Below are 13,322 nucleotides of genomic sequence, written 5' to 3' on the forward strand. Positions count from 1 at the left end.
GCTAACAAATGACCGACCCTTTGGGGTTATATGGTCAAGCGGTTAAGCGCACACGGTGGATGCCTAGGCGGTAGGAGGCGATGAAGGACGTTGTAGCCTGCGATAAGCCTCGGGGAGCTGGCAAACAAGCTTTGATCCGGGGATTTCCGAATGGGGAAACCCATCCCTTTTAGGGATATCCTCACCTGAATACATAGGGTGTTGGAGGCGAACCTGGGGAACTGAAACATCTAAGTACCCAGAGGAAAAGAAATCAATTGAGATTCCGTGAGTAGCGGCGAGCGAAAGTGGATTAGCCCTTAAGCGTCTTGAGTTTTAGTCGAGCGATCTGGAAAGGTCGGCCAAAGTGGGTGATAGCCCCGTAGACGAAAAGGCTCTTGACGTGAAATCGAGTAGGGCGGGGCACGTGAAACCCTGTCTGAACATGGGGGGACCATCCTCCAAGGCTAAATACTCCCTACCGACCGATAGTGAACCAGTACCGTGAGGGAAAGGCGAAAAGAACCCCGGAGAGGGGAGTGAAATAGAACCTGAAACCGTGTGCGTACAAGCAGTGGGAGCCCCTTCGGGGGTGACCGCGTACCTTTTGTATAATGGGTCAGCGACTTAATTTCAGTGGCAAGGTTAACCGCAAGGGGAGCCGTAGGGAAACCGAGTCTTAATAGGGCGCTCAGTCGCTGGAATTAGACCCGAAACCGGGCGATCTATCCATGGCCAGGGTGAAGGTGGGGTAACACCTACTGGAGGCCCGAACCCACTAATGTTGAAAAATTAGGGGATGAGCTGTGGATCGGAGTGAAAGGCTAATCAAGCTCGGAGATAGCTGGTTCTCCTCGAAAGCTATTTAGGTAGCGCCTCATGTATCACTCTCGGGGGTAGAGCACTGTTATGGCTAGGGGGTCATCCCGACTTACCAAACCATTGCAAACTCCGAATACCGGGAAGTGCGAGCATGGGAGACACACGGCGGGTGCTAACGTCCGTCGTGGAAAGGGAAACAACCCAGACCGCCAGCTAAGGTCCCCAAATCATGGCTCAGTGGGAAACGATGTGGGAAGGCAGAGACAGCCAGGAGGTTGGCTTAGAAGCAGCCATCCTTTAAAGAAAGCGTAATAGCTCACTGGTCGAGTCGGCCTGCGCGGAAGATTTAACGGGGCTAAAGCCATGTACCGAAGCTGCGGACTTGCTTTGCAAGTGGTAGAGGAGCGTTCTGTAAGCCTGTGAAGGTGTGCCGAGAGGCATGCTGGAGGTATCAGAAGTGCGAATGCTGACATGAGTAACGATAAGATGGGTGAAAAACCCATCCGCCGAAAGCCCAAGGTTTCCTGCGCAACGCTAATCGGCGCAGGGTTAGTCGGCCCCTAAGGCGAGGCAGAAATGCGTAGTCGATGGGAAACAGGTTAATATTCCTGTACCGGCTGTTAATGCGATGGGGGGACGGAGAAGGCTAAGTGATCCGGCTGTTGGTGCCCGGTTCAAGTATGTAGGGAGTGTCCTTAGGCAAATCCGGGGACACAATCCTGAGATACGATGACGAGCCTCCACGGAGGCGAAGTCACTGATGCCCTGCTTCCAGGAAAAGCCTCTAAGCTTCAGTTAACAGTAGACCGTACTCCAAACCGACACAGGTGGGCAGGGTGAGAATCCCAAGGCGCTTGAGAGAACTCGGGTGAAGGAACTAGGCAAAATGGTACCGTAACTTCGGGAGAAGGTACGCCTCGGCTGGTGATGGGACTTGCTCCCTGAGCTGGCTGAGGTCGCAGAGACCAGGCCGCTGCGACTGTTTATTAAAAACACAGCACTCTGCAAACTCGAAAGAGGACGTATAGGGTGTGACGCCTGCCCGGTGCCGGAAGGTTAATTGATGGGGTTAGCTTCGGCGAAGCCCTTGATCGAAGCCCCGGTAAACGGCGGCCGTAACTATAACGGTCCTAAGGTAGCGAAATTCCTTGTCGGGTAAGTTCCGACCTGCACGAATGGCGTAACGATGGCGGCGCTGTCTCCACCCGAGACTCAGTGAAATTGAAATCGCAGTGAAGATGCTGTGTACCCGCGGCTAGACGGAAAGACCCCGTGAACCTTTACTACAGCTTCACACTGAACTTTGAGCTTGTTTGTGTAGGATAGGTGGGAGGCTTTGAAGCCGGGACGCCAGTCTCGGTGGAGCCACCCTTGAAATACCACCCTGGCAAGTTTGGAGTTCTAACCCAGGCCTGTAATCCAGGTCGGGGACCGTGTGTGGTGGGTAGTTTGACTGGGGCGGTCTCCTCCCAAAGAGTAACGGAGGAGTGCGAAGGTACCCTCAGCGCGGTCGGAAATCGCGCGACGAGTGCAAAGGCATAAGGGTGCTTAACTGCGAGACAGACACGTCGAGCAGGTGCGAAAGCAGGTCTTAGTGATCCGGTGGTTCTGTATGGAAGGGCCATCGCTCAACGGATAAAAGGTACTCCGGGGATAACAGGCTGATACTGCCCAAGAGTCCATATCGACGGCAGTGTTTGGCACCTCGATGTCGGCTCATCACATCCTGGGGCTGAAGCAGGTCCCAAGGGTATGGCTGTTCGCCATTTAAAGTGGTACGCGAGCTGGGTTTAGAACGTCGTGAGACAGTTCGGTCCCTATCTGCCGTGGGCGTCGGAGATTTGACAGGATCTGTCCTTAGTACGAGAGGACCGGGATGGACGCACCTCTGGTGTTCCGGTTGTCACGCCAGTGGCACTGCCGGGTAGCTAAGTGCGGAAGGGATAACCGCTGAAAGCATCTAAGCGGGAAACCCACCTGAAGATGAGATCTCCCTGGACCCTCGAGGTCCCTGTAGGGCCGTTGAAGACTACAACGTTGATAGGCTGGGTGTGGAAGCGCGGTAACGCGTGTAGCTAACCAGTACTAATTGCCCGTGCGGCTTGACCATATAACACCCAAAGTGTTGGTGGTCTCGTCTGACACATCACCAAGTACACAAGCCTAGAATGCATTCCGAATTCAGACGACTCGGCACAAGCCGGGTTATCTGGCCAGTTTGTCTGGCGGCAATAGCGAGTAGGAACCACCCGATCCCATCCCGAACTCGGAAGTGAAACTGCTCTGCGCCGATGGTAGTGTGGGGCCTCCCCATGTGAGAGTAGGTCACCGCCAGGCATTAATCCGAAGCCCGATTCCCAGTCATGGGGGTCGGGCTTTTTTTATGGGCGCTTTCGAGGCAGGCTTGGATACAAGGTAACGCGATGCCCGTGGTGGCGGGTGCGGCACTTGGGCACAGGAGGCGGGGAGGTATTGTGCGAGGAAAAAGGACCGATGGTGGGCTGGTGATCGTAGGGCTTGTACTGCTCGGGATCGGGCTCTACGCAATTTTCGGCGGCCAGCTGGCGTTTACGCCGATTGCGCCAAGGGAAGGCGCGGGATTCGGCGGACCGCTGGCAATGATTATCGGGGTGGCGTTCGTTATTGGCGGGCTCTATTTCCTGCGGGAATCGCGGCGCTAGAAACGGTCTGGTCAGAGGTTGCCGACTGAGCGCGGCGGATGCGGACGGTGTAGCCGATTTGGCCTGGCGCGGGGTAAGAGCGCGCTGTGTCCTCAGTCGATGCGGAAGTGGCCCTGCGGTCAGGCGAATGCGGGCGTGATGCCGCGGGAGGGATGTTCGGCCAGCCCAGCCCGGGTGCGTCAGGCCAGGTCGCGTGTCAGGCGGGTGCGGTGGTGCGCCAGCCGAAGCCCTGGTCCTGGGTTGCGATGTCGACGTCGGAGGGGGTGCAGCCGAGCCCGTCTGCGAGGGCCGCTCGGGCAAGCGCCTCATCGTTGTTGTCGGTTGAGAGATGCATCCCGATGACGTGCCGGAGGCGGTACTGGTCGATGTTGCGCAGCAGCTCGGTGGCGGCATGATTGGGTAGGTGCCCGTAGCCCCCGCCAATGCGCCGCTTCAGGGATGCGGGATAACGCCCGGCGGCGAGCATGGCTGGGTCGTGGTTGCACTCCAGCAAGAGGGCATCCGCGCCACTCGCCATCGCGACCATATGGGGCGAGATATGCCCGGCATCGGTCATCAGGACCAGTCGGTGGTCTCCATCGGAGAGGGCGAACTGAGTGGGCTCGCGCGAGTCGTGGGGCACGGTGAAGGGGCAGACCCAGGCGTCGTCGATGTCCAGCGGGGCGTCGGCCTGGATCTCCTGGACGTGTGCGAAGCCATCGTCGCGAGCCGCCAGGCGGGTGCCCGGGCTGGTGAATACGGTGAGGTCGTACCGCCGGGACAGCGGGCCGGCGGCGCCGATGTGGTCCGCATGCTCGTGGGTGATCAGGACGGCGGTCAGGTCGCGGGGTGCAAGATCGACCCGGGCCAGGCGACGTTCGAGTTCCTGGACCGAGAAGCCGCAGTCGACAAGGAGACGGGTCGCGCCGATCTCCACGACCAGGGCATTTCCGGCGCTGCCGCTGCCGAGGGAGCAGAAGCGGATCATCGCGTCGGCACCGCGGAGGGATTAACGGAGAATCTGCTGTTCGATGCGGTCCAGCACGAATTCCGCATCGCGACGCCGGAGGGGGTCCCCGTCGATATCACGGGCCTCGATGCGGAGGTCGCCGTCGCCCACGTCGGTCAGGCGGACCTGGTAGCGTTCGTTCTCGCGACGGTCTCCGCCGCGACCGAAGATGCGACTGAAGAACCCGCCGCTTTCGCCTTCGCCGACCACGTCGGGGCGATAGGTCACCTCGAAGGTCCCGGTGTCACGATCCTGCTCGTCCACCAGCAGCCCGGCGCGATCCAGGAGCGTCCCCATTTGCGCCCACATCCGGTCGAAGGCGCTGCCAATGACCAGCACGGGCTGGCCTTCGAGTTCCGTCTGGTGCAGTTCGGTCGGGCGGTCCCCGATGGTCTCGGCGACCCGGGCGCTGCCTTCCGGCATTTCGCCGGTGGCAAGGAAGACGCGAAGGCGATTGAGCATCTCGGCTTCCAGTTCCGGGTCAGAGGGCCGCATGGCCCAGCGCCAGGTTTCGCCCTCGGGCTCCTCGGACGCGCCCCGGTGGGATATGTAGATCGCGGAGTGCCCGTTGTCGCGTTCGACGCGAAGCCGGTACTTGTCCCGGGTGTTGGCGTCGTATACGTTCCCAAGGGCCCGCGCGAAGATGTTCTGACTGCCCCGGAGCGGGATGCCGGCACGGTCCTCGGCCCATTCCGTCTCCATGATGCCGACCTGGGGTTCGTTGCGTTCCAGGCGCAGATTCTGGCTGTCCCAGAAGGCGGCAAGGCGATCCCACAGTTCCTCCGGGCGCGCCTCGACGCTGAGCCAGCGGACGCTGCCTTCGCGCATCAGCTGGACTTCGGCGGACTCGGGGAGGACGCGGGCGTCGGTCTGCACCGGTGCGGTGGTGTCGGCCGGCTGGCGCTGCTGCTGACGGGCCTGGGAGTCCTGCTGCATCTCGCGGGCGCTGACGCGCTCGCCCGGCGCATCCGGGATGCGGTAGGCGCGCTCGCTGTCGGGGGCGATGAGGTCCGGCGGGACTTCGAGATTGTCCATCTGCCGGCTCATTTCGTACTGGGGACCGCTCTGGCGGTCGCCCGAGGTGGAACACCCGGCGATGGCGAGGCTCGTGGCCAGGGCAAGGGCGGTGCGCGTCGCGCGGCGGCGGAGCGGGGCGGAGTGTTTCATGTCGGGGTTCAGACCTCTATGCCGGCCTGGCGCATGGCGTCCAGGACCGGCGCATGGAAGGGTTCGGACAGCGGAGTCAGGGGGAGACGGATACCGTCCTCCATGAGTCCCATGCGATGCAGTGCCCACTTGACCGGAATCGGGTTGGCCTCGAGGAACAGCGCGGAATGCAGGCCGTCCAGCTGGCGGTTGATCGCGCGCGCCTCGTCCGGTCGGCCTTCGCGGACGGCGCGGCACATGGCCGCCATCAGACGGGGGGCGACATTCGCGGTGACCGAGATGATCCCGTGGCCACCCGCCAGCAGGAAGGCGAGTCCGTTGCCGTCATCGCCGCTGTACAGGTCCATGCGGTTGCCGACCCGCGCGACCAGTTCGGCGGTCCGCTCGTTACTCGCCGTGGCCTCCTTGATCCCGATGATGTTCGGGATGTCGGCCAGGCGTTCCACGGTTTCGGGCAGCAGATCCACCGCGGTCCGGCCGGGGACGTTGTACAGGATCTGCGGGATGTCGACGGCCTCGGCGATGGCCTTGTGATGCAGGTAGAGGCCTTCCTGAGTCGGCTTGTTGTAATACGGGGACACCAGCAGGCAGGCGTCCGCGCCACCTTCCTTCGCGCAACGGGTCAGCGCGATGGCCTCGCGCGTGGAGTTCGCGCCGGTGCCCGCGATCACCGGGAGGCGCCCGGCCACGGTCTTCACCGTGTGGGCAATCGCCTCGCAGTGTTCGTCGAAATCGAGGGTCGCGGATTCGCCGGTGGTGCCGACCGCGACAATGGCATCGGTGCCGGCCTCGATGTGGAATTCCAGGAGCCGATCCAGCGCCGGCCAGTCCAGGCTGCCGTCCGCGTGCATCGGGGTCGCCAGTGCGACCATGCTGCCTTGAAACATCGACTCCTCCAACATCGGGAATGGTGCAGTCTAACGGGCGGGTGACAAGGCATTCAAGATTCCCGCGGCCGGCATGCCACCGATGCCCGGTTTCGCGCGGCGCGACGCCGTTGGCGCCGCCCGGGCAAGGTGGTATGTTGCGAGCCATCATGCCTGTTGTCGCTTTCATGCCGAGTCCCTCCCGGGAATGGCGCGCCCCCGTTCCCGCACGCCGCCGGCGGGTGCCGCATGGCTGAAGTGGTCGGCACGGGTGCCCATACCCACCTGATCCTTAACCTGATCGGGCCCGACCAGCCGGGTCTGGTCTCCAGCGTGACCCGCGTGATCGTGGATACCGGCTGCAATCTCGAATCGAGCCGGATCACGGTCGTGGGCGGGTACTGCTGCATGGCGCTCAGTGCCAGCGGCAACTGGAAGACCCTCGGCACGCTGGAATCGCGTCTGGAACGGCTCGAAGCCGAGATGGGGCTGGTGGTGGTGGCACGCCGCGGGCCACTGGAGGAGCGCGCCGAGGCCGCCATGCCGTATGCCGTGGATGCGGTAGCCCTGGATGCGCCGGGCCTGCTGAATGCCCTCGCCGATTTCTTCACCAGCCGCGGGGTCAATCTGCGCGACGTTCAGACCCGGGTCTACATTGCCCAGCAGACCGGGGCGCGCATGTTCGCGGCCAACATGGTGGTGGATATCCCCGCCGGGCAGCACCTCGCCAGTCTCCGCGGCGAATTCATGGATTTCTGTGACGAACTGAACGTGGATGGCGTGCTGGACCCGATCAAGGCCTGAAGCCGCCGGGCACGCGGCCTTCCGCTTCGAGACCCACGAATCAAGGAGCAACGCCTGATGAGCATCGCAATCAACCAACCCGTCCCCGCTGACCTGCGCGTCCCGGCGACCGGCGACCAGACCCTGGGCCCGGCCGACTTCCAGGGCCGGATCGTGGTCCTCTACTTCTACCCCAAGGACAACACGCCGGGCTGCACCAACGAGAGCCGCGACTTTGCCGCCAGCCTGGATGCCTTCCAGGAGGCCGGCGCCGTGATCCTGGGTGTGTCGCGCGACAGCGTGAAGAGCCACGAGAACTTCCGCACCAAGCAGGAACTGCCGTTCGACTTGTTGAGCGATGGCGACGAGACGCTGTGCAATGCCTTCGATGTCATCAAGATGAAAAACATGTATGGCAAGCAGGTGCGCGGCATCGAGCGCTCCACCTTCCTGATCGATGCCGACGGCGTGCTGCGCAAGGAGTGGCGCAAGGTGAAAGTGCCGGGCCACGTGGACGAGGTCCTCGCGGCGGTGCGCGAACTCGCGGGGAGCTGACCCCCTTACCCTACCCCCGTTCCGGAGGTGCCATGAACGCGACCGACCAGGATCCGAAACGCCTGTTTGTCCTGGACACCAACGTCCTGATGCACGACCCCACGGCGCTGTTCCGGTTCAAGGAACACGACATCTTCCTGCCCATGGTCGTGCTCGAGGAGCTGGATCGCGGCAAGAAGGGGGTTTCCGAGGTCGCGCGCAACGTGCGCCAGGTCTCGCGCTTCATCGACGAACTCACCACCGGCGCGCAGCACGAACAGATCGCCGCCGGGCTGCCCCTGCAGGCCGACTCCCTCAGCGAATCGACGTTCGCACCCAGCGGCCGCCTGTTCTTCCAGACCCGCAATCTCAACGCCAGCCTGCCGGCCTCCCTGCCGGGGTCCTCGGCCGACAACGACATCCTCGCCACCGCCCAGGCGCTGAAGTCGGAATACCCCGATACCCCGGTCACGCTGGTATCCAAGGACATCAACCTGCGCATCAAGGCCGCGGTGATCGGCCTGCACGCGGAGGACTATTACAACGACCAGGTGCTGGACGATGTCAGCCTGCTGTTCTCGGGCATGACCGAGCTGCCGGCGGATTTCTGGGAGACGCACGGCACCAGGATGGACTCCTGGCAGGAATCCGGGCGTACCTACTATCGCGTGACCGGGCCGCTGGTCAGCGAGTGGCAGCCCAACCAGTTCGTCTACCGCGAGGGGGAGAACCCGCTATCCGCGATCGTGCTGGAGATCGACCAGCCGAACGAGTCCGCGGTGATCGAGCTGGTTGACGACTACATGACCCCGCGTCACAGCGTCTGGGGCATCAATGCCCGCAATCGCGAACAGAACTACGCACTCAACCTGCTGATGGATCCCGAGGTGGATTTCGTCTCCCTGCTGGGCGCCGCCGGTACCGGCAAGACCCTGCTGACCCTGGCCGCCGGCCTCGCGCAGACGCTGGAGGACAACACCTACAAGGAGATCATCATGACCCGGGTCACGGTCCCGGTGGGCGAGGACATCGGATTCCTGCCCGGGACCGAGGAAGAGAAGATGACACCCTGGATGGGGGCGCTGATGGACAACCTGGAGGTGTTGTCCAAGTCCGAGGGCGCCGGGGAATGGGGCCGTGCGGCGACCAACGACGTGCTGACCAGCCGCATCAAGATCCGCTCGCTGAATTTCATGCGCGGACGCACCTTCCTCAATCGCTACATCATCCTGGACGAGGCGCAGAACCTGACCTCGAAGCAGATGAAGACCCTGATCACCCGCGCCGGACCGGGGACCAAGGTGGTGGCGCTGGGCAACATCGCGCAGATCGACACCCCGTACCTGACCGAGACCTCAAGCGGCCTGACCTACGTGGTGGACCGCTTCCGCAACTGGACCCACAGCGGGCATATCACACTGACCCGCGGCGAGCGCTCGCGGCTGGCGGACTACGCCTCGAATCATCTGTAGACGGCGGGTAAGGCACGCCCGGGGGCGGCAACGGAGCGGGAAACGGGCACCGTCATTGCGACGCCCCGCAGGGGCCGCGGCAACCTCCGGAGGTTGGTGGTGAGCCAGCTATGGCAGCAGATGGTTCCGGACGGAGTTCGCCACGTCGCTTCGCTCCTCGCGATGACGATACGAGTCCGTGTCGTTGCGAGGCCGTGACAGGGGCTGCGGCACTCTCTGGTGGCTGGCGCGGTGACGGGGTCTGCTGGTTTCGGACGCAGGTTGCCGCGTCGCCTTCGGCTCCTCGCAATGACGGTGCCTGTGCTGGCGCCGATGGGTCGGCTCAGCCGTCCTCGCTGTAGCGTACGCAGGCGCGGTCGGTCTCCCACAGGGTCAGGGCATGCATGCGCAGGCCCGGGCGGTTCAGGCGTTCCGCCATCTGGCGGAAGAACCACTGCGCGATGTTCTCGGCGGTCGGGTTGACCGTGTCGAACGGCGGGACATCGTTCAGATAGCGATGATCCAGCTGCCCGGCGATCTCGCGCGCTGCGGTCTTGACCACCTTGAAGTCCACCGCCATGCCGGCGTCGTCCAGGGTCTCGGCCTGGACCTCGGCCTCCACCTTCCAGTTGTGCCCGTGCATGTTCGCGCACTGCCCCGGGTAATCGCGCAGGGTATGCGCGGAGGCAAAGTCGGTCAGGACGCGGAGGGTGTAGCGGGCACTCATGATCTTTTCCGGGCGAGCGGCCGTCGACCGGCCGGGGTTTTGTCAGCCCGCGAAGCCTAGCCGGCCGCCGTCCTCCGCGCAATTCTCCTGCCTGGATGCGTGGCGAATCGCGGCCAGCACGCCGGCGGTGTCGAGACCGCAGTCGGCCAGGATCTGCTCGCGCGAGCCGTGTTCGGTGAAGACGTCCGGGATGCCCAGGACCTGGCAGGGCAGGGTCAGGCCCTCGGCGGACAGCCATTCCAGTACCGCGCTGCCGGCGCCTCCGGCACGGGCGTGGTCCTCGAGGGTCACGAAGCCGTCGTGGCTGGCGGCCAGTCGCGCGAGCACGTCGGTATCCAGCGGCTTGATGAAACGCATGTTCACCACGGTGGCGTCCAGCGCCTCGCCGGCGGCCAGGGCGGTGTCCAGCAGGGTGCCGAAGTTGAGGATCGCCAGGCTCCGGCCTTCGCGCACGACCTCGGCTCGGCCGACCGGCAGGGTCTCCAGGTCTTCGGGGCCACCGTCCGGCAGCTCGCCGGGCCCGCCGCCGCGCGGGTAGCGCACCGCCGCCGGACCCTCGTGGGCGTAGCCGGTGGACAGCATCTGGCGGCACTCCCGTTCGTTCGCGGGAGCCATCAGCAGCATGTTGGGGACCGTGCGCAGCAGTGCGGTGTCGAAGGTGCCGGCATGGGTCGGGCCGTCGGCGCCCACGATCCCGGCACGGTCCACCGCGAACAGCACCGGGAGATTCTGCAGGGCGACATCATGGATTACCTGGTCCATGGCCCGCTGCAGGAACGTCGAATAGATCGCGACCACGGGCTTCTGGCCCTCGCAGGCCATGCCGGCGGCCAGGGTCACCGCGTGCTGTTCGGCGATTCCGACATCGAAATAGCGTTGCGGAAACTGCTCGGAGAAGGCGACCAGGCCGGAGCCCTCGCGCATCGCCGGCGTAATACCCAGCAGGCGCTCGTCGGCCGCCGCCTGATCGCACAACCACTGGCTGAAGATGTCGGTGTAGGTGGGCGCCTTCGGGGCCGCGGGGGCCAGGCCATTGGCCGGCTCGAACTTGGACACGCCGTGGTAGCGGCAGGGGTCTTCCTCGGCCGGTGCGTAGCCCTGGCCCTTGCGGGTGACCACATGCAGCAGTTGCGGGCCCTGAGTGGTGCGCAGGTTCTTCAGGATCGAGACCAGACCGTTGACGTCGTGTCCGTCCACCGGGCCGAAGTAGCGAAAACCCAGCTCCTCGAACAGGGTGCCGGGCACGAACATGCCCTTCATGTGTTCCTCGGCGCGCTGGGCGAAGGCCTTCATCGGCGGGACGAATTCCAGCATGCGCTTGGAACCCTCGCGTACCGAGCTGTACAGCGGGCCCGACAGCAACCGCGTGAAGTACTGATTGAGCGCGCCGACGTTGGGCGAGATCGACATGTCGTTGTCGTTCAGGATGACCAGCAGATTGCAGTCGAGGTCGCCGATGTGGTTGAGCGCCTCGAAGGCCATCCCGGCGGTCATCGCGCCGTCGCCGATCACCGCCACGTGGCGGCGGTCCAGCCCGGCGTGCTTCGCGGCCAGGGCCATGCCGGCCGCGGCACTGATGGAGGTGCTGGAGTGGCCGGCCCCGAAGGCGTCGTATTCACTCTCCGAGCGCTTGGGGAAGCCGGCCAGGCCGCCATACTGGCGCAGACCGGCCATCCCTTCCCGGCGCCCGGTCAGGATCTTGTGGGCGTAGGCCTGATGCCCCACGTCCCAGACGATGCGGTCGTCGGGGGTGTCGAAGGCGTAGTGCAACGCGATCGCGAGCTCCACGGTCCCCAGGTTGGCGGCCAGGTGCCCACCGGTGCGCGAGACGCTCTCGATCAGGAACTGGCGCAGCTCGCCGGCGACCCCGGCGAGTTCCGAGGCCGGGCGCTCCCGCAGGTCGGCGGGCCATTGGATTGCATCCAGCAAGGGGGTTGGGGTCATCGGTGCGGGCCGGTTCAGTTCATGCGGTCGACGATGTAGCGCGCGAGGAAGCGAAGCAAGTCCGCCTCCTGGCCGAAGGGTTGCAGCTCGGCCAGGGCCTCGTCGACCAGGGCCACTGCGCGTTCGCGCGAGGCCTCCAGGCCCTGCAGCGAGGGGAAGGTGGGCTTGTGCAGCCGGGCGTCCGCACCGCAGGCCTTGCCCAGGACCTCGGGGTCGCCCTCGACGTCGAGTACGTCGTCGCGGATCTGGAACGCCAGGCCGATGCATTCGGCATAGCGCGTCAGTCGCCCCAGCGCCTCGGGGTCCGGTGTGCCCGCCAGGGCGCCCAGCCGGACCGAGGCGCGGATCAGGGCACCCGTCTTGAGCCGGTGCATGCGCTCCAGCTCCGGCAGGTCGATGGGCTGGCCGCAGGCGCCGAGGTCGATCGCCTGACCGCCGGCCATGCCGTGCAGGCCGGCCGCCCCCGCCAGTTCGCGCACGGCGTGCAGTCCTGTCGCCCCGGGCAGTTCCGCCACGCCGCCGGTCAGCACGTCGAAGGCCAGCGCCTGCAGGGCGTCCCCGGCCAGAATGGCCGTGGCCTCGTCGAAGGCCTTGTGGCAGGTGGGGCGGCCACGGCGCAGGTCGTCGTCGTCCATCGCCGGCAGGTCGTCGTGGATCAGGGAGTAGACGTGGATCATCTCCACGGCCGCGGCCATTGCGTCCAGGACTACGTCCGGGGCGGCGGTGGTCCGTCCGGCCGCGTAGACCAGTACCGGGCGCAGGCGTTTGCCACCGGACAGCGTGGCGTAGCGCATGGCCTCGATCAGGCGCGGGTCCGGGGCGCCGTCTACGGCCAGGTGGCGGTCGAGAACGGCCTCGATGCGCTGCTGGTAGTGGGACAGGGCCTGTTCGGCATCGATGGCGGTCAACGGCGTTTCGCTAGAACGGGACATCGGGATCCGTGCTGTCGTTCGGCTCCGCTGTCCGGGGAACGTTCGTGTTCCCGCCGTGGTCATTCTGGGCAGAGGCGTCCGCCGGTGTCTCTTGCGCCAGGGCCTCGATGCGGCGCTGAGCATCGTCGAGGGCGCGCTGACAGCGGTTGACGAGTTCCGTGCCGCGCTGGAATTCGCCCAGCGACTGCTCCAGGCCCAGCTCGCCGGACTCCATCCGGGCAACCAGGGCCTCCAGGGCTTCCAGGCTGGCTTCGAATTCCGCCGGGCTGTCGGCGCTGGAAGGGTCGGTCATGATGGATCACCGGGTCGAAAAGGTGAGAAAGTATCCGATCCGCTGCGGCGAGGAAAGACGTACCGCCGGTCCGCCCTTGATTATGGGACAGACGCCCCCATGATGCGGAGGGCTTCCGGTTGACACTGAACCGGGCGCGGACTAGAGTTTTCGTAC

The 13,322-nt window shown here is 64.5% G+C and carries 11 protein-coding genes and 2 rRNA genes; 6 read left to right on the forward strand and 7 right to left on the reverse strand.

The features are described from left to right. Positions 1 to 32: 32 nt before the first annotated feature. The 3 genes from D103_RS0105440 (at position 33) to D103_RS0105450 (ending at position 3,482) form a co-directional block, all read left to right on the forward strand. Positions 33 to 2,911 (forward strand): 23S ribosomal RNA (locus tag D103_RS0105440). A 111-nt stretch (positions 2,912 to 3,022) separates the two neighbouring features. Beyond that, positions 3,023 to 3,138: ribosomal RNA gene (gene rrf / locus D103_RS0105445) — 5S ribosomal RNA — on the forward strand. A gap of 137 nt (positions 3,139 to 3,275) precedes the next feature. Continuing rightward, a complete protein-coding gene (locus tag D103_RS0105450) occupies positions 3,276 to 3,482 on the forward strand; it encodes a hypothetical protein (RefSeq protein WP_026279164.1) in 207 nt (68 codons plus the stop codon). Positions 3,483 to 3,678: 196 nt separating this feature from the next. Here the strand turns inward: D103_RS0105450 and D103_RS0105455 are convergent, their stop codons facing one another. The 3 genes from D103_RS0105455 to dapA are packed head-to-tail and all read right to left on the reverse strand — an operon-like array spanning position 3,679 to position 6,524. Then, positions 3,679 to 4,449: an MBL fold metallo-hydrolase gene (locus tag D103_RS0105455; RefSeq protein ID WP_018876069.1), complete on the reverse strand. Its 771-nt coding sequence runs from the start codon at positions 4,447 to 4,449 to the stop codon at positions 3,679 to 3,681. 21 nt (positions 4,450 to 4,470) lie between these two features. Then, positions 4,471 to 5,637 carry an outer membrane protein assembly factor BamC gene (gene bamC, locus D103_RS0105460; RefSeq protein WP_018876070.1) on the reverse strand — a complete coding sequence of 389 codons (1,167 nt, stop codon included), beginning with the start codon at positions 5,635 to 5,637 and terminating at the stop codon, positions 4,471 to 4,473. Positions 5,638 to 5,645: 8 nt separating this feature from the next. After that, on the reverse strand, positions 5,646 to 6,524 hold the full coding sequence (gene dapA / locus D103_RS0105465; RefSeq protein WP_018877304.1) for a 4-hydroxy-tetrahydrodipicolinate synthase: 879 nt from the start codon (positions 6,522 to 6,524) through the stop codon (positions 5,646 to 5,648). Between the two features lie 228 nt (positions 6,525 to 6,752). Here dapA and D103_RS0105470 point away from each other — a divergent pair, with 228 nt between their 5' ends. The 3 genes from D103_RS0105470 to D103_RS0105480 are packed head-to-tail and all read left to right on the forward strand — an operon-like array spanning position 6,753 to position 9,292. Then, on the forward strand, positions 6,753 to 7,307 hold the full coding sequence (locus D103_RS0105470; protein ID WP_018865808.1) for a glycine cleavage system protein R: 555 nt from the start codon (positions 6,753 to 6,755) through the stop codon (positions 7,305 to 7,307). Between the two features lie 57 nt (positions 7,308 to 7,364). Next, positions 7,365 to 7,841, forward strand: coding sequence for a peroxiredoxin (locus D103_RS0105475; protein WP_018876071.1), 477 nt, complete (start codon positions 7,365 to 7,367; stop codon positions 7,839 to 7,841). A gap of 32 nt (positions 7,842 to 7,873) precedes the next feature. Beyond that, the gene (locus tag D103_RS0105480) at positions 7,874 to 9,292 is read left to right on the forward strand and encodes a PhoH family protein (protein WP_018876072.1); all 1,419 of its coding nucleotides are present in this window, start codon (positions 7,874 to 7,876) and stop codon (positions 9,290 to 9,292) included. A 322-nt stretch (positions 9,293 to 9,614) separates the two neighbouring features. Here D103_RS0105480 and queD read toward each other — a convergent pair whose 3' ends face one another. From queD to D103_RS0105500, 4 genes are read right to left on the reverse strand one after another with little or no spacing between them, the layout of a single operon-like run. Then, complete coding sequence (gene queD, locus D103_RS0105485; protein ID WP_018865805.1) at positions 9,615 to 9,998, reverse strand: 6-carboxytetrahydropterin synthase QueD; 384 nt, start codon at positions 9,996 to 9,998, stop codon at positions 9,615 to 9,617. A 42-nt stretch (positions 9,999 to 10,040) separates the two neighbouring features. Next, entirely contained in the window at positions 10,041 to 11,942 is a 1,902-nt protein-coding gene (dxs, locus tag D103_RS0105490; RefSeq protein WP_026280277.1) for a 1-deoxy-D-xylulose-5-phosphate synthase, read from the reverse strand. A gap of 14 nt (positions 11,943 to 11,956) precedes the next feature. Continuing rightward, on the reverse strand, positions 11,957 to 12,850 hold the full coding sequence (ispA, locus tag D103_RS0105495) for a (2E,6E)-farnesyl diphosphate synthase (protein WP_018876074.1): 894 nt from the start codon (positions 12,848 to 12,850) through the stop codon (positions 11,957 to 11,959). 10 nt (positions 12,851 to 12,860) lie between these two features. Beyond that, positions 12,861 to 13,166 (reverse strand): exodeoxyribonuclease VII small subunit, encoded by a 306-nt coding sequence (locus tag D103_RS0105500; protein WP_018876075.1) that lies wholly within the window; start codon positions 13,164 to 13,166, stop codon positions 12,861 to 12,863. Between the last annotated feature and the right edge of the window lie 156 nt (positions 13,167 to 13,322).

Origin of the sequence: Thioalkalivibrio sp. ALE31 (genome assembly GCF_000377405.1) — a bacterium.
Lineage (GTDB): Bacteria > Pseudomonadota > Gammaproteobacteria > Ectothiorhodospirales > Ectothiorhodospiraceae > Thioalkalivibrio.